At 62.9% G+C, this 15,429-nt stretch carries 14 protein-coding genes; 8 read left to right on the top strand and 6 right to left on the bottom strand.

Annotation, left to right across the window (positions count from 1 at the left end):
* Window positions 1–36 precede the first annotated feature (36 nt).
* Genes ADJ70_RS08050 through ADJ70_RS08040 form a run of 3 tightly spaced genes read left to right on the top strand, consistent with a single transcriptional unit; the run spans window position 37 to window position 3,929 of the window.
* Window positions 37–1,497, top strand: coding sequence for a glycoside hydrolase family 1 protein (locus ADJ70_RS08050; protein WP_050340657.1), 1,461 nt, complete (start codon window positions 37–39; stop codon window positions 1,495–1,497).
* A 13-nt stretch (window positions 1,498–1,510) separates the two neighbouring features.
* Window positions 1,511–2,431, top strand: a complete 921-nt coding sequence (locus ADJ70_RS08045) for an AEC family transporter (protein WP_172674467.1) — start codon at window positions 1,511–1,513, stop codon at window positions 2,429–2,431.
* A gap of 55 nt (window positions 2,432–2,486) precedes the next feature.
* Window positions 2,487–3,929, top strand: a complete 1,443-nt coding sequence (locus ADJ70_RS08040; protein WP_050340655.1) for a glycoside hydrolase family 1 protein — start codon at window positions 2,487–2,489, stop codon at window positions 3,927–3,929.
* Window positions 3,930–4,098: 169 nt separating this feature from the next.
* Here ADJ70_RS08040 and ADJ70_RS08035 read toward each other — a convergent pair whose 3' ends face one another.
* A complete protein-coding gene (locus ADJ70_RS08035) occupies window positions 4,099–4,641 on the bottom strand; it encodes a hypothetical protein (RefSeq protein ID WP_050340654.1) in 543 nt (180 codons plus the stop codon).
* 15 nt (window positions 4,642–4,656) lie between these two features.
* A complete protein-coding gene (locus tag ADJ70_RS08030) occupies window positions 4,657–5,523 on the bottom strand; it encodes an Rpn family recombination-promoting nuclease/putative transposase (protein WP_050340653.1) in 867 nt (288 codons plus the stop codon).
* A 458-nt stretch (window positions 5,524–5,981) separates the two neighbouring features.
* On the opposite strand from ADJ70_RS08030, the gene ADJ70_RS14130 reads away from it, so the two are divergent.
* From ADJ70_RS14130 to ADJ70_RS08015, 3 genes are all read left to right on the top strand, one after another.
* Window positions 5,982–6,233, top strand: a complete 252-nt coding sequence (locus ADJ70_RS14130) for a hypothetical protein (protein ID WP_083443899.1) — start codon at window positions 5,982–5,984, stop codon at window positions 6,231–6,233.
* Between the two features lie 302 nt (window positions 6,234–6,535).
* Window positions 6,536–6,949, top strand: a complete 414-nt coding sequence (locus ADJ70_RS08025; protein ID WP_050340652.1) for a transposase — start codon at window positions 6,536–6,538, stop codon at window positions 6,947–6,949.
* Between the two features lie 436 nt (window positions 6,950–7,385).
* Window positions 7,386–8,405 carry a hypothetical protein gene (locus ADJ70_RS08015; RefSeq protein WP_050340650.1) on the top strand — a complete coding sequence of 340 codons (1,020 nt, stop codon included), beginning with the start codon at window positions 7,386–7,388 and terminating at the stop codon, window positions 8,403–8,405.
* A 1,066-nt stretch (window positions 8,406–9,471) separates the two neighbouring features.
* On the opposite strand, the gene ADJ70_RS08010 is transcribed toward ADJ70_RS08015, so the two are convergent.
* From ADJ70_RS08010 to ADJ70_RS08000, 3 genes are read right to left on the bottom strand one after another with little or no spacing between them, the layout of a single operon-like run.
* Window positions 9,472–10,683: an ABC transporter permease gene (locus ADJ70_RS08010; protein ID WP_050340649.1), complete on the bottom strand. Its 1,212-nt coding sequence runs from the start codon at window positions 10,681–10,683 to the stop codon at window positions 9,472–9,474.
* Window positions 10,680–11,420, bottom strand: coding sequence for an ABC transporter ATP-binding protein (locus ADJ70_RS08005; protein WP_050340648.1), 741 nt, complete (start codon window positions 11,418–11,420; stop codon window positions 10,680–10,682). Before ADJ70_RS08005 ends, ADJ70_RS08010 begins: the two co-directional genes overlap by 4 nt.
* 1 nt (window position 11,421) lies before the next feature.
* On the bottom strand, window positions 11,422–12,924 hold the full coding sequence (locus tag ADJ70_RS08000) for an efflux RND transporter periplasmic adaptor subunit (protein WP_083443898.1): 1,503 nt from the start codon (window positions 12,922–12,924) through the stop codon (window positions 11,422–11,424).
* 1,050 nt (window positions 12,925–13,974) lie between these two features.
* Between ADJ70_RS08000 and ADJ70_RS07995 the strand changes: the two genes are divergently transcribed.
* Together ADJ70_RS07995 and ADJ70_RS07990 are read left to right on the top strand one after the other, a co-directional pair.
* Entirely contained in the window at window positions 13,975–14,259 is a 285-nt protein-coding gene (locus ADJ70_RS07995) for a type II toxin-antitoxin system RelE/ParE family toxin (protein ID WP_253273144.1), read from the top strand.
* Window positions 14,260–14,276: 17 nt separating this feature from the next.
* Window positions 14,277–14,600 (top strand): HigA family addiction module antitoxin, encoded by a 324-nt coding sequence (locus tag ADJ70_RS07990; protein ID WP_050340647.1) that lies wholly within the window; start codon window positions 14,277–14,279, stop codon window positions 14,598–14,600.
* Between the two features lie 593 nt (window positions 14,601–15,193).
* Here ADJ70_RS07990 and ADJ70_RS14125 read toward each other — a convergent pair.
* Complete coding sequence (locus ADJ70_RS14125; RefSeq protein WP_083443897.1) at window positions 15,194–15,406, bottom strand: type II toxin-antitoxin system YafQ family toxin; 213 nt, start codon at window positions 15,404–15,406, stop codon at window positions 15,194–15,196.
* Between the last annotated feature and the right edge of the window lie 23 nt (window positions 15,407–15,429).

The raw sequence follows: 15,429 nt of genomic DNA, 5'->3' as shown, positions 1-15,429 counted from the left end.
TGGAGACAGATCGCATCAAGCGAAAGGAGACAAGATATGGGCAAGGCATTTCCAGATGGCTTCTTGTGGGGTGGAGCCACGGCGGCGAACCAGTGCGAGGGGGCCTGGGACGTTGGGGGCAAGGGCCTTACGGTCGCCGATGTCGTAGCGTATAAGCCTCACGTCGACAAACGTGACTACAAGGCGCTCCATGGCATCACCTCCGCGCAGATCGAGGCCGCCATGGCCTCTGATGACCTACACGAGTATCCTCGTCGCCATGGCATCGACTTCTATCACCGCTACAAGGAGGACATCGACCTCTTTGCCGAGATGGGATTTAAGACGTTGCGCCTCTCGATTCAGTGGGCACGCCTGTTCCCCACGGGCACGGAGGAAAAACCCAACGAGGAGGGTGTCGCGTTCTATGAGGGTCTGCTCTCCTACCTCCGGGAGAGGGGCATTGAGCCGCTTGTCACCCTGCATCACTACGAGCAGCCCCTCTATCTTGCGAACCACTATGACGGATGGCGTGATCGTAAGGTCATCGACCTCTTCGTGCGTTACGCCAGGGTGTGCTTCGAGCGCTTTGGGCATCTCGTCAGGTACTGGCTCAGCTTCAACGAGATTGACTCCGTCTTTCGCCACCCTTGGACCACGATAGGCATCTGCGAGGACCGCTATCCTGCAGATGAGCTCGAACAGATCATCTACCAGTGCGTTCACAACCAGTTCGTCGCCTCTGCACTCGCGACCAAGCTCCTGCACCAGCTGGTGCCGGGCGCACAGATGGGCTGCATGCTCACGCGCACGCTCACCTATCCCCTGAACTGTGATCCCCAGAACATGCTGCTTGCCCAGCGTGACAACCGAGAGAACTACCTCTATGCCGACGTGCAGGTGCGTGGCGCGTATCCCTCCTGGGTATGGCGCTACTGGCAGGACAGGGGTATTCGCGTGGACTTTGGCCTCGACGACGAGGCGATTCTCGCGCAGTACCCGGTTGACTTCGTCTCGTTCTCGTACTACATGTCGCTGGTAGACTCCACGGATGCCGACAGGCGCGAGAAGGTTGGGGGTAACCTTGCCACAGGGGTCAGGAACCCCTACCTCGAGACCTCGGACTGGGGCTGGCAGGTTGACCCTCAGGGCCTGCGGTATGCCCTCATCGACCTGTGGGATCGCTATCAGAGGCCCCTCTTCATCGTCGAGAATGGCTTGGGCGCCCATGACGTCATGAACGAGGACGGTTCGATCGACGATGACTACCGCATCGACTACTTCCGCAGCCACATCAAGGCCATTGCCGCCGCCATCGCCGATGGCGTGGAGGTCATGGGTTACACCCCCTGGGGCTGCATCGATCTGGTCTCGCTCTCCACCTGCGAGATGAGCAAGCGGTATGGCTTCATATACGTGGACCTTGATGATGACGGCAACGGCAGCTATGCCCGTAGCCGTAAGAAGAGCTTCTGGTGGTACCAAGGGGTCATTGCGTCGAACGGAGAGGTCCTGTAGTAGGGTCATGGACGTGCCGTTCACGATACTCATCACGCAGGTCCTGGCCATGCTCGTGATGTTGTCCGTAGGATATGTGTCCTACCGTGCGCATCTTCTCAGTGACGCGGGCGTGGGGGACCTGGCGAATGTCGTCATGTATGTCGCCTCGCCTGCGGTCATGGTCACCTCCTTTTTGGGGGCCTTTCGCATGGAGAAGCTCGTGAACGCAGGAGCCTGTGCGCTTCTCACCATCGTCATCCTGCTTATGTGCGCCCTCGTTGCTAGGATCTTCTGTGGCGGCGAGGGCAGGATCTCTCGCTTTGGCGTCATCTTCTCGAACACGGGCTTTGTGGGCATTCCGCTCGTCCAGAGCATCCTTGGCCAGGAGTATGTGCTCTACGTCACGGTATGCATCGCAGTCTCGATCTTCTTCGTATGGACCTACGGAGTCTATCTTGTTACGGGGTCTTTTCAGGAGGTCTCGCTTGCCAAGGTGCTCACGAATCCTGCGGTCACCACCCTGTTTTTGGGCTTCGCTCTCTTTCTGCTGAGCGTGCGGCTGCCAGACTTTCTGAGTGTCGCCTGCTCGACGCTAGGCTCGATAAACACGGGGGGCGCCATGATTGTCTTGGGCTGTTACCTGGCACAGACGAGGCTTGGACACATGATACGCGACCTGCGCATCTACAAGGTGAGCCTCCTGAGGCTCGTGGTGTCTCCGCTTCTTTGTTGCGCACTGCTCTGGCTGCTGCCTGCGCAGCTCATATCCGCTGACATCAAAATGGTCGTGCTCATTACCTTTGCCACGCCAGTGGGGGCGATGTGTGCCATGCTCAGTCAGAAGTATAAGGGTAACTACGAATATGGGGCAGGACTCGTCTCGCTCTCGACGTTGCTTTCGCTCGCGACCATGCCTCTGATGCTCGGGCTGGGCATGATGGTGCTCTCGTAGGTTTCGTTTGCTTTGCCGTCTTGCTCTGTTACGTCTCTATGGAGAGGGGTTGGTCATGGGTTTCAAGAAGGGGTTCCTGTGGGGCGGCGCCTGCGCCGCGAACCAGTTCGAGGGTGCGTGGGACCTTGATGGCAAGGGTGACTCGGTACCCGATCACTGCAAGGGAGGGGTGTTCAACAAGCAGAAGGTCATCACGGTCGACATCGATCCTCGGCAACTCTATCCGAGTCATGAGGCCATAGACTTCTATCATCACTACAAGGAGGACATAGCCCTCTTTGCCGAGATGGGCTTTAACGTCTTTCGTACCTCCATCAACTGGTGTCGCATCTTTCCCACCGGCCTCGAGACCGAGCCGAACGAGGCCGGCCTCAGGTTCTACGATGCCATCTTCGATGAGTGCCTGAGGCATGGGATCGAGCCCTTGGTAACGCTCTCGCATTATGAGACCCCCTACGCCCTCGTCAGGCGCTTTAACGGCTGGCTTGGGCACGAGCTGATTGCCTGTTACGAGAAGCTGTGCCATGTTCTGTTCGAGCGCTACAAGGATAAGGTGAGGTACTGGCTTACCTTTAACGAGATCAACTGCTCGACCCTGGGCTTTGGTGCCATGTTTGGCACCTCCATCCTCCGTGGTTTCGAGGGTTCGCGCGACAAGCTTGAGGTCTCGCCAAATGACCGGTTGCAGGCCCTGCACCACCAGCTTGTTGCCTCTGCGAGGGTGGTGAGGTATGCGCACGAGCGCTATCCGCAGTTCAAGATGGGTTGCATGACCGTCTTCCTCCAGACCTATGCCGCGACCTGCGATCCTGCTGACGAGCTGAAGAACCAGCACAACATGCGACAGCACGTGTGGTATACCTCAGACGTGCAGGTGAGAGGCTGCTACCCAAGCTATGCCAAGCGGCTGTGGGCCCAGAGTGACGTCCACCTCAAGATGGAGCCTGGTGACGAGGAGGTCCTGCGCGAGGGCACAGTAGACTTCTTCGGCCTCTCCTACTACATGACCAATCTCGTCGGGACGCATGATGACCTGGAGGAGGTGGGTGGCAGCAATGTTGCCGGAGGCGGCAGGAATCCCTATCTGGCCGCCTCGGAGTGGGGCTGGCAGATTGACCCCGACGGTCTGCGCTTCTCTCTGAACGAGATTTATGACCGCTATCAGATTCCTCTGATGGTTGTCGAGAACGGGCTTGGTGCGCAGGACGTGGTCGAGGACGATGGGTCCGTTCATGACACGTACCGCATTGACTATCTGAGAAGACATGTCACGGCGATGCGTGAGGCCGTTGCCGATGGCGTGGACCTCATGGGTTATACCTGGTGGGGTCCCCTTGACCTCGTCTCCAACGGAACCGGCGAGATGCGCAAGCGTTACGGATTCATCTTCGTCGACAAGCACGATGATGGCACGGGAACGCTCGCGCGCAGTCGCAAGGACAGCTTCTACTATTACCAGAGGGTCATCGCCAGCAACGGCGAGGACCTGGGTGACTGAGGCGGCAGGATCATCCTGGCCGCGTCGCCCGTCCTGTCGGCGAGAATGGCGCGAAAGCCAAGCAGGCGCTGGCGTCCATGCGGCGTCTTGCCGGACGTTGCAAAGTGCCTGCGCGACCTCGGCGCAGGGGCGCCTCTTTTCAGGTCGGACCCTGCCAAGTGCCGGGCGACTACCGCCGCAAGGAGGCACCCGAACTGGTCTGTGTGCCGTCTCCCGCAGCGAGCGTGCGCCTGATCTCGTCGGCGTCCACCCCCGCCGATGCGGCGGCGTCCTGCACGCTCACGAGCCCGTCACGCACGAGCCGGACGAGCGTCTTGAGCGTCCCCCTGACCTCGCCTCTCGCCTCGCCTCTCGCCTCGCCCTCGGCGATGCCCTCGGCCCTGCCCGTCTCGATGCCCTCCGCGATGCCCTCCGCGATGCACTCCGCGCGGATCTCCTCTCGGATCTCCTCTATGACGCTGCCCATGTCCTTTCGCCCCTCCTCCGTCTCCCTGAGCCTTCTCTTCACCCTCGAGGTCTCCGGAAAGCGCTCCTCATCGTACGCCTCGGCCTCCGTGAACACCCTCATGAGGGCCGAGACCTCGCCGCCGTCCCTCGCCAGGGCGTTCACGTAGAGCTCCTCGAGGCCGTTGTCGAGCGTCCGCGCGCTCGTGCGGACGGGCCTTGCCGAGGCCCCGACAGCCTCCGGCCACCGACGGGCGGGACACGTCACCCCCTGCGGCCGGCCTCACCCCTCCGCAGCGAGCGTGCGCCTGATCTCGTCGGCGTCCACCCCCGCCGATGCGGCGGCGTCCTGCACGCTCACGAGCCCGTCACGCACGAGCCGGACGAGCGTCTTGAGCGTCCCCCTGACCTCGCCTCTCGCCTCGCCTCTCGCCTCGCCCTCGGCGATGCCCTCGGCCCTGCCCGTCTCGATGCCCTCCGCGATGCCCTCCGCGATGCACTCCGCGCGGATCTCCTCTCGAATCTCCTCTATGACGCTGCCCATGTCCTTTCGCCCCTCCTCCGTCTCCCTGAGCCTTCTCTTCACCCTCGAGGTCTCCGGAAAGCGCTCCTCATCGTACGCCTCGGCCTCCGTGAACACCCTCATGAGGGCCGAGACCTCGCCGCCGTCCCTCGCCAGGGCGTTCACGTAGAGCTCCGAGAGGCCGTTCTCCAAGGTCCGCCCGCTCTCCCTCACGACCCTGTCCACATGATACAGCGAGCAGCCCTCCCCGAGGGGGTCGAACTCGCAGACGAGCGCCACGCAGACGTCCGGGACGTCGGCGAAGCGCCCTCCCGGACGCGTCCTGTCCGCCGTCACGAGCGAGGCGTAGTAGCGCACCCTCCTCTGGAGGTCGTCATCGTCGGCGCGCTGCACCTCCACGTCCACGAACCTGCCGTCGGAGAGCTCGCAGAGGGCGTCGAGGACCGCCGAGCGCCCCTGCGGATTCGTGACGGCGGACTGCGGCTTGCACTCCACCACTTCGAGCCCCCTGTCCTGGAGCAGCACCCCCAGGAGCTCCCCGCAGAAGGCCTTGTCCCTCGCCATCACCCGAAACATCAGGTCGTCTATGGGCCTCAGCGCGCCCATGTCCCACCTCGCCTGTGCCATCCGGCCACCGCCTCTCTTCCAACTACCCTGTCCCACTAAATAGTATAGCACGGTGTAAGAACAAGCGTTCTTACAAGTTCATGGAGATACGCCCCTCGCCGACCCTCTCGTAGGTCATGCGCTTCGGAAAGCGCCGGATGGGTCACGCCCGGCGAGGCAGGGAGCCGCCCCAAAAGGTCCGAAAGGCCCTACGGCCGCCCAGTCCGCGCAGCGGTCCTCTCGCCTTTGATCACGGGGACGCCGGTGCAAGGCACCTTACAGCTATTCCTGAGTTAATGTAGCTACAGCTGCGTTCTATCTTCCAATTCATGTACTATCTGTACGTATCGATCTTTTAATGCGTACAGAGAGACGATGTTCTGAGAAGAAAGCTCACTGAGCGCCTGCTGCGTTGGAGATGGACTTCAACGCAGGCCCTTCTTGTGACAGGTGCCCGCTAGGCTGACAAGAGCTATGCCATCCGTGAGTTTAGTAAAGCGAACTATACCGTCTATCATGAGACCAACTTACTGCTTGATGTAGATGCGCGCGAGACTTTTACAGGGGCACGGAATGCGGGGGACTTCATCTTGCGTGTTACCATGCTCTCGGAGCGCACCTTGGTCGAGGGCTACACACTCATTTTTGTAGACGAGGTCCAAGAATATCCGGAGATCGTCACTCTCGTGAAAGGCCTTGTGGAGGACGGTCGTTTCTCGTTCGTCTTGTGAGTTCCGTGCTGGGGACCGGGTTCAAGGGCATCTCATCGTTTCCTGTGGGCTTCATCGAGCGAATCATCATGCGGCTCATGGATTTCGAGGAGTATTGCTGGGCTATCGGCGTGTCGAGGTCAAGTTGGGGATGAAGGTACGTTCCCATGCCGTCTTCGACAACTTATTCTGGTGAGAAAACCACTGGCTATGCCAGTGGTGCCAGCGGTGGTTCCACCCCTATCGTCTTTCCGTAATAGCAGCTCCCGCCCTACCATGGAGGCGCGGAGGGGCGGCTGCGCCGTCCGGGAGGGGCGGGAACTATGGACAAGGATAGCCCATCGCACACGAGCCGGTATCGCGCGTGCCACGTGGCGCGGGTACCGAGGCGTCGCAGGAAGGTGCCGTGCGGCGAGACCGAAAGGGAGGTCGGCGAGACGCCCGGGATGCTGGCCGGCAGGACGGGCGGCGCCGGGATGGTGGAGGGGAGCGCCCGCCCCGACCACACGCGCATCTGCCTCCGGATCGCACCCAGGCGCGGCGCGGGCGACGTGGTGGGTAGGTCGAGGGGTAAGAGCGCGATCATACCGCGCGAGCGGCACCATGAGCGGGGGGCCCTTACGGGCAGGGACCGGACGATGTGGGCGAGGGGCTACCGCGCGGGCACCGTCGGCCCTGACAAGTCGGTCATCAGGAGGCACGTCCAGCGGCAGTCTGACGGGAGTCGCACAGGGTAGCGGGAATGCCCCCGACGGGGGCCTGACGGCAGCGGCCACCGGCCCGTCGCGGCGATGCCGCTGTCGTGACGGGCCCCTATGGGGCGTTACTAAAGCCCCCGGCTACGCCGGGGGATCTTTACTGTCGATAAGTGGAAGCGCGATCTTTGAGGCGTTCGTGCTCTCGCGCAAAAACGTCTCGAGGGACGGGAGGCTCACGTACCTACCCCTATACATGCCGTTTTGCCTCGCTGAGCTGGCCGAAAGAAAAAAGACGATGCGACCGATTTCAGGTTTGCTCCCGTTGCGCTCCACCTTGGCTCCACGTTCCGTGACGACGTTGCCTGCCTGTGACGACATCGCCCGAAAAATACGGTATTGTTATCGTAATTGCATACGTTCGAGACACGTTCAAGGGACGTTCGAGAGAAAAGAGTCCACGGAGAAAGAGGAGCTTATGAGGAACCACAAGTTCTTTGCATGCGCGTTCGCCGGCCTTGTGGCGCTGGCACTTACTATCTCGCTGTCTGGCTGCGATAGTAGCCGTTTGCCCAAACTTGGTCAATCTCAGACCACTGAGAGCCAGGACCAGAAGGGTGGTCAGGGCTCGAAGAAGGCGATGCTCGACGCCCCAACCAAAGCGGTTACCCTTGATGGGGACCTCTCTCGCGTCGTTGTCGGTGTCTGGGACATGGACAGCGCGAGTGGGTCAAAAACCATGACGCGCGGAGATTATCTTGATCTTACCGAAAACAAGACAGGCACTCTGACATGGACTTTCAAGGATGATGGCACGCTTGAGATTGATAACTTTGGGAAACAAACCAGTTTCAAGTGGAAAGCCAAGGACGAGAATACCATCTCGTTTGTCGGCGCGGACGGCAACGAGCATGAGTACAGCTATGACAGGGCCACCCACCTGCTGTCCCTCGCGGACGAGGTCACGACTCACATGAGGAAGGTCTCAGACGATCCGTCCGACCTCTCTAACCTGACCTACGTCAAGGGGAAGCTCAATAACGTTGGAGTCTGGCTTCCTGGCAGCTACGCCATTGTCAGCATCGACTACAGCGATCCAAGCCAAACCGATCTGGATGAGAAGGGCGTCGCTGCAGCGGGCGCTGACTCTGGCCTCAGCTATAACATGTCCATCCGCACCAATGGGGACTCCGCGCTCTTTGCGCTCGAGTACGTGTATGGCATGCAGGTTGCTGTCGAAAACCCCTCTGCAGATGGCAGAACCTACCCAGTCTATATTCAAGGAACCAACGGCAAGCTTTCCGACGAGGGGACCATCTCCATTGATCCTGAAAACGAGAGAATCGTTATCCTGAAGGTTCCTCAGTATACGATCAAGTTTGTTCATACGACGCACAACCCGGACAACTGGTCTTACACCAAGTACCCGCCAAAGGCCGAGAACCCCTGGGATAAGGTGTCAGACGGGCAAAACGGCGGCTCGATCTCCCGTTCCTAATTTCAGGAGGGACGTGAGAGGAGAGAGGCGAGGAGCTGCTCAAGCTAGGCTGATGTGACCATGGGGGACTGCGTGGGAATCTTGGGACCGAGGCAGGATCAGGAGGACCAGGATCCCCACCGCAGCCCCCATGTGGTTACCCTGACTTCCCAACACATCCTTAGTTCGCTGGACACAGGCCCGAGCCGTCGCCTGCCCTGAGGACCCGCGTCCGGCGACGGGCGCGTGGCGGCCGCCAGACCCGCAGGGGACGGCGCCGGGACCGCGAGGGGGAACACGCGTGCGGCCTCACGGCGAGGCGCATCCCGGCTCGGCGCCTCACGGAAAGGCGCAGTCTGCGACTCCCACGTCGCGCAGAGTGCGCTTTTCCGTCACGTTGCCGCCCGGGAGACGCGGGGCGCAACCCCCCGCCAGCCTGCGGGGCACTATGGAAAATGGCTCAACTGGGCAAATGCGTTCGAGCAACCCCCCGCCAGGCTGCGGGGGGGGTTGTACCGGGACCCGCAGATCTCGGTTTGGAGTCTGATCTCACGGAAAGACGCACTCTGCCCAACCTGCGGGCTGCAGACTGCGCCTTTCCGTGAGGCGGCGGGGCAGAGTGTGTAAGGCGGCGGCCCAGAATGCGCTTTTCCGTCACGTCGCGGCGCCCGTGGAGGCGTGGGACCAAACCCCCCGCCAGGCTGCGGGGCACTATGGGAAGTGGCTCAACTGGGCAAATGCGTCCAAGCAACCCCCCGCCAGGCTGCGGGGGGGTTGCGCCAAGACCCGCAGATCTCGGTTTGGAGTCTGACCTCACGGAAAGACGCAGTCTGGGCAGAGGGCCTCGCTGATGGCACACCCTGGGTCAGACCGGGACGCCATCAGACTGCCAGTCGTGGGCTAAGGAGGTGCCGGGAACTCAGGGTTGATTTCGCTTGCCGTTAACACCTGGGCTCCATCTCCCGGTCTACCGTGGGGTATCGAGCATCCCCCAACCTGACGCCCTTCGACAGGCGGTCGCCCTCAGAGGGAGTCGCCCCCTGTGGGCACATCCTCAGCGGGGCACGCCCTCTGCCGGACCCACCACCTACTGGTAGCGGAGCGACTCCACGGGGTTGAGCCTCGCCGCCCGGCGCGCGGGCCAGTAGCCAAACACGAGCCCGATCCCAATGCAGGTCCCCGAGGTCATCAGCACGACCGACGGGGTGATGATGGGCGTGACCGACGTCTCCATGTGCAGGAAGGCCGAGGCCGAGCCTGCCAGGCCCCACGCAGCGGCATACCCGAGGGCGACCCCGATGACGCCACCCGTGACGCACAGCAGTATCGACTCGAACAGGAACTGCCTCGTGATGTCGGCGGCCCGTGCGCCCAGGGCCTTGCGAAGGCCGATCTCCCGGATGCGCTCCGTCACGTTGGTGAGCATCATGTTCATGATGCCGATGCCGCCGACCAGAAGCGAGATGCCCGCGATGGCCGTCACAAGCACCTGGAACGACGCCATGGTGGCATCGAGCCGCTCGATGATGGAGGAGAGTGTCATGACGCTGATCCGGCCCTCCGCCTCGCTCTCGGGGATCGAGAACCAGTCGATGAGCCAGGCCTTCGTCCGCTCGGCAAGGGTTTTCATGTTGGCGCCCTCGCGCGCGTACCCATAGATCTCGCTGATGGCCTTGCTGCCCGAGACGCGCGTCGTGAATGTCGAGTAGGGCATGTAGCACGACAGGAGGGACCTCTCGCCCCCACTCGCCCCCTGGCCGCTGTCACAGGTGCCGACCACGGTATAGTCGCCGTTGTTGATGCGCACCGTCTTGCCCACGGCGTCCCTCTCGCTCCCGAAGACCTTCTCGGCGGCCACGCGGTCGAGCACGACGTTCCTTGCCTCGCCGCTCACGTCGGATTGCGAGAGGAGCGATCCCGTTGAGGCCGCAAACCCCATGACGGTAAAGTACTCAGGCCTGCACCCGGTGATGCGCGCGTCAAACTGCTTCTCAGCCGAGCCGAGGCGCTCCGAGGCCGAGTCGATGCCGGTGACGAACTCGTAGTCGGGGATGCCCATCGCCAGCTGCTCCAGGTCCTGCTCGGTCACCCCGCGATCGGGCGCCGCATATATGGTGACCATGCGGGACTGGTTGAGGCCCAGGGAACCCAGCAGGGAGTACTTGATCCCGTCGATGAGGGAGGTCATGGCGATGACGGCGCTGATGCCGATGACGATGCCCAGTATCGTCAGGAGGCTGCGGCCGCGGTTGGCGTTAAACGCCGAGAGGGTCTCCAGAAACAGGTCGCGAAGCCTCATGCGCCCCCACCCCCCGCGGCCTCCTGCGCGCCATGCTGCAGGACAAACGCGCGCTCCTGCTCGTCCGTGAGCAGGCGGCCGTCACGTATGTGCACGGTGCGGTCCGCCCACGCGGCGATCTCGGGGTCATGGGTGATGAGCACGATGGTCTTGCCGCGATCCTGCATGGCGCGAAACGTCCTGAGCACCATCTCGCCCGTCGCGGAGTCGAGGTTGCCCGTCGGCTCGTCGGCCAGGATCACGGCCGGGTCGTTGACCAGCGCCCGCGCTATGGCCACGCGCTGGATCTGCCCGCCGGAGAGCTCGTTTGACCGGTGGTCGTAGTAGTCCTCGGGCAGGCCCACCGACCTCAGCGCCCTCCAGGCGCGCAGCTCGCGCTCGGAGACGGGGATGTCGGAGTAGACGAGCGGCAGCATGACGTTGCGCAGCACCGTGGTGCGGGGCAGCAGGTTGAACGACTGGAAGACGAAGCCGAGGCGCGTGGCGCGGATCTCGGCAAGATCGTCGTCAAAGAGGTCGGCGACCTCGAGCCCCTCGAGCTTGTAGGAGCCCGTGGTAGGCGTGTCCAGGCAGCCCAGTATGTTCATGAGGGTAGACTTCCCCGAGCCTGAGGGCCCCATGATGCAGAGGAACTCGCCCTTCCCGACGCTCAGGGAGACGCCGCGCAGGGCATGCGTGAGGCCCGCCGCCGTCTCATATATGCGATGCAGCCCATGCGCCTCGATCACGTTGGGCATCTCACACACCGCCCCCGCCATACGCCGTCGCCCCGTCGCCAGAGCCGTCAGGGCCGCCGCCCGGGCCGCCGCCGTTACCCGAGCCTCCCGTCCCGCCGGCAAGGAGCACCTCGGTGCCCTCCTCGATGCCGTCGCCCTCGATGGCTGCGGTGGTGGAGCTCCTTGCCCTGACTGTGACGGGCACCCGGCTGGTCTGGGGGTCGCCGCTCTCGTCACGCGCGGTGACGACGCTCACGTATGCCTGCGCGCCGTCCTCCGTGAGCGCGGAGAGGGGCACGTTGAGCGCGTTGCCTATCTGCTGGATCATGATGTCCGCGTTGGCGGTCATGCCGGGCTTGATGGAGGCGTCGGGGCTGTCGATGAGGAGCTCGACGGCGTAGGTGACGATGGCGCGCCCCCCGCCGTCATAGCCCGCGCCCGGGCCGCCGCTGCCCGCGCCCGAGCCTCCCGCCTCCGAGGAGGAGACCGTGGAGACGTGCGTGACCTGCGCCTCGCAGACGAGCTGGCGGAGGGCGGAAAACGTCACCCTCGCCCTCTGGCCGACGGCGACCCGAGAGACGTCCACCTCGTTTATCTGCACGGTCACCTTCATCCTCGAGAGGTCGGCGATGGTCATCAGCGCCCCGGCCGAGCCCGCGCCCGCACTCGAGCCTGCGCCTGCGCCCGCGCCCCCAGGCGAGCCGACCGACGCGCCGTTCACGGCGTTCATGACGATGACCGTGCCGTCGCACGGGGCGGTGACAGTGCGCTTGTCCGCCTGGGCGACCGCGTCGTCATAGGCCGAGCGGGCCTCCTCGAGGGAGATCTTGGCGCTCTCGAGATCCGTCTTTGCCATCTCGACCGACGAGGTGTCGCCCCTCTGGCCGCCCTCGGCAACGGCTGCGGCACCTTTGCGGGCGGTCTCCAGGGCGGCCTGGGCCTTGCCGACCTCGTTCTTTGCCGTCTTGACCTGCTGGGCCGCCTTGCGGACGGCCTTGTCAAGCTCATCGTTCTTGACGCTGAAGAGCCTGTCGCCCTTGTCGACGGCGGAGCCCTCCGCGACCCGCACGTCCTGGATGATGCCGTCGACCTCGGGCGTCACCACCGTCGAGGAGACGGGCTTGATGGAGCCCGAGGCGGACACGGAGTCGCTGAACTCCCCGCGCGTGACGAACGCGGTGCTTATGGCGGGGCTCTCGGATTGCGCGCCGCCCTGGATGACTTGGGCGATGGTGATGCCGATGATCGCCACGACGCCAAGGATGACGCCCACCTTTATGCGCTTCTTTCTTCTGCGGACCCTGCGGTGGCGCATGAGGCTCTCATAGGCCTCGCGGGCCTCGGCGTCCTCGTCGGCATCGGCCGGGCCTATGACCCCTATGCGCGACTCGAAGACCTCCGTCTTGTCGGGGGTCGCAGGAGTCCCGGGGACAGGGGCCATGTGCCGTCCGTTGCGCGCCGACTCATTGTCATCGGGCGACGTGCCGGCGTCATTCTGATGGGGCTTGCGGCCAAAGGGAAGCATGACACCTCCGAACGTGCGCGTCTACATATTATCTGCCTTGCACACGCTTATCTTACACGAGAGACAAGGGCCCTTTGTCAGAAGTCCTGGAATATGTGAAATCTGCCGCGAACGGTTGGGCTTCAGGGCAGATGCCAACTGCGACTATGAGGTACATTGGGGGCATTTGGGGTGATAAACCGCAAGGATTCCGGGGCGGGGAAATAGGGATTTACAACCTCCTCAACCCTAGGAGCGAGCGCCTAGGAGGATATCCCGCTCGATGTATTGCAGGTTGCGGGGTGCTTGCGCACTTCGCCATCGTCAATCTACAAGTTGATTGAGTCTGAGTTCCCGGCACCTCCTTAGCTACGACTGGCAGCCTGATGGTGTCCCGGTTTGGCCCAGGGAGCGCCCTCAGCGAGGCCCTCTGCCCAGACTGCGCCTTTCCGTGCGGCTAGGCCCCAGGCCAAGGCCTGCGTGTCCCTGGCGCAACCCCCCCCGCAGCCTGGCGGGGGGTTGCTCGAGCGCGTTTGCCCAGTTGGGCCATTTTCCATAGTGCCCCGCAGGCTGGCGGGCGGTTTGGTCCTACGTCTCCCGGGCGGTGATGTGACGGAAAAGCGCATTCTGCGCGACGCGGGGGCCGCAGACTGCGCCTTTCCGTGAGGCGTCGGGTCAGGCTACGCCCCTCCGTGGGGCCGTACGCGCGTCCTCCTCGCGGTCCCGGCGCCGTCCCCTGCGGGCCTGGCGACCGCGACGTCGCGGCTGACGCGCGTCCCCGCCCCCGTGGGTGAGGGCATCATGCCGCATGTCGCCGGAGACGGCCGCCGCGCGCGGGCGGCGGCCCATGGGTCCCCGCAGCCGGGCGCAGGCCCTCGGGCAGGCGACGGATCGGGCCTGTGTCCAGCGGGCTAAGGAAGCGTCGGGATGTCAGGTTGAGGGACAGCGGGCCCTCACTGGAATCGGGAGACGTACGTAGCCAGCGAGAAGGTATTCGCTCTGTATCCAGGCAGATACACGCATGCCCTAGCACTAATAACGCTTGACGTTAATAACGCGATACGATATCATATGTTCATGATAGTTTCGTTCAAAGATTCGGATACGGAGCGGCTCGCCTCCAACACGCGCGTAAAGCGCTTCGAGGCGTTCGAGCGTATCGCCCTGAGGAGGCTCCGCCAACTTCAGGCCGCCGGAACTATCAACGATCTGAGAGTTCCTCCGGGGAACCGACTCGAGGCTCTGAGAGGCGACAGGAAAGGGCGGCACAGCATCCGGATAAGCGACCAATGCCGCATCTGCTTCGTGTGGAGCGATGCGGGTCCGAAAGACGTAGAGATCGTGGATTACCACTAAACGGGAGGTGAGGGGGAATGGACGAGGCGATCGATCCCGTGGCGCCCGGTGAACTGCTCGAGGAGGAGTTCCTTGAGCCGATGGGCATAACGAAGTACCGTCTGGCGAAGGAAATCGGCGTACCGGCGACGCGCATCGGCGAGATCGTGTCGGGCAAGCGCTCCGTGACTGCGGACACGGACCTCAGGCTCTGCAGGTTCTTCGGACTCAGCGATGGCTACTGGCTACGTGTCCAGGCCGCGTATGACACCGACCTCGCGCGTATGAGGATGAGCGAAGAGCTCGACAAGATAAGGCCCTGGAGCCAGCTGGCAACCGCATCGGGCGAGCGTCATAGGTAGAGAGGCACCTGCCGGTCGAGTGACGCACCCCGATGTTATGACCCATGGCGATGTGCGAGGCAACAACATGTGAGGCTTCCGACCCCAGGCGTGACAGATCATCGCAAGATGCAGTGCCAGAGGCTGGGCTGTATCATGGGAAGGAGAAAACCCAGGACGGAGGGTGAGGTTCCAAGGTACTTGACGGTAAGGCGCCGGCACGCTTGGCGAACCGAGTCCGTGGTATCTACTCGCCCAGCTCAATATGCTGCATACCGTCTAGCACATTGAGCTGATCCCTCGCGTGAGCTCTGTCCTTGCGTTGGCGTCGGTATGCACCTTGTGGCCGGGGTGTCAGACAGTGTCCCTCCTCGCCTGATGAGCCTGTGGGTTGTGCGAGTGGCTGTGGCTCTTCGTGAGGCGTTGCGACCTGACGAGGGTGGGTGGCACTGGCAGCTGGACCGCTGTACATCAACATACACGGGCGCACCCGGTGGGGATGCGAGTAGACCTCGCTCTTCGTCGCGACCGCTCGGGCTCGTTGCGCTGCGCCTCGGCGCTACGACCTGTGACAGTAGGGCATAACGAGGCCTCGCCATGAACGCTGGCGACGTTCATAGCCCCAGCAGCTCGCTGTGGCTTCCCGTGCGTGTGGCAATAAGGATGAGCCCCTCCTCGTCGATACGATAAATGAGGAGCCAATCGGGTTCGATATGGCATTCGCGATGTCCTCGATACGCTCCGCCCAGGGAATGGTCGCGCGCCACCTCGGGAAGGCTTTCCCTTCGCTGGAGCGCCTTGAAGTAACTGCTTGCTGTGGCTGCAATGGTGTGGCAGTGCTATGTGGAGC

It is taken from the genome of Olsenella sp. oral taxon 807, assembly GCF_001189515.2.
Lineage (GTDB): Bacteria > Actinomycetota > Coriobacteriia > Coriobacteriales > Atopobiaceae > Olsenella_F.
The sequence above is the reverse complement of the archived record's forward strand: the minus strand, read 5'-3'. Positions and strand labels throughout refer to the sequence as shown.

What these genes read in the sequence shown, in the direction of transcription:
- ADJ70_RS08005 (WP_050340648.1), bottom strand. Translation starts at nt 11,420, where the DNA reads ATGCCCAACGTGATCGAGGCGCATGGGCTGCATCGCATATATGAGACG.
- ADJ70_RS08050 (WP_050340657.1), top strand. Translation starts at nt 37, where the DNA reads ATGGGCAAGGCATTTCCAGATGGCTTCTTGTGGGGTGGAGCCACGGCG.
- ADJ70_RS08000 (WP_083443898.1), bottom strand. Translation starts at nt 12,924, where the DNA reads ATGCTTCCCTTTGGCCGCAAGCCCCATCAGAATGACGCCGGCACGTCG.
- ADJ70_RS07990 (WP_050340647.1), top strand. Translation starts at nt 14,277, where the DNA reads ATGGACGAGGCGATCGATCCCGTGGCGCCCGGTGAACTGCTCGAGGAG.
- ADJ70_RS08030 (WP_050340653.1), bottom strand. Translation starts at nt 5,523, where the DNA reads ATGGCACAGGCGAGGTGGGACATGGGCGCGCTGAGGCCCATAGACGAC.
- ADJ70_RS08015 (WP_050340650.1), top strand. Translation starts at nt 7,386, where the DNA reads ATGAGGAACCACAAGTTCTTTGCATGCGCGTTCGCCGGCCTTGTGGCG.
- ADJ70_RS08040 (WP_050340655.1), top strand. Translation starts at nt 2,487, where the DNA reads ATGGGTTTCAAGAAGGGGTTCCTGTGGGGCGGCGCCTGCGCCGCGAAC.
- ADJ70_RS07995 (WP_253273144.1), top strand. Translation starts at nt 13,975, where the DNA reads ATGTTCATGATAGTTTCGTTCAAAGATTCGGATACGGAGCGGCTCGCC.
- ADJ70_RS08010 (WP_050340649.1), bottom strand. Translation starts at nt 10,683, where the DNA reads ATGAGGCTTCGCGACCTGTTTCTGGAGACCCTCTCGGCGTTTAACGCC.
- ADJ70_RS08025 (WP_050340652.1), top strand. Translation starts at nt 6,536, where the DNA reads ATGGACAAGGATAGCCCATCGCACACGAGCCGGTATCGCGCGTGCCAC.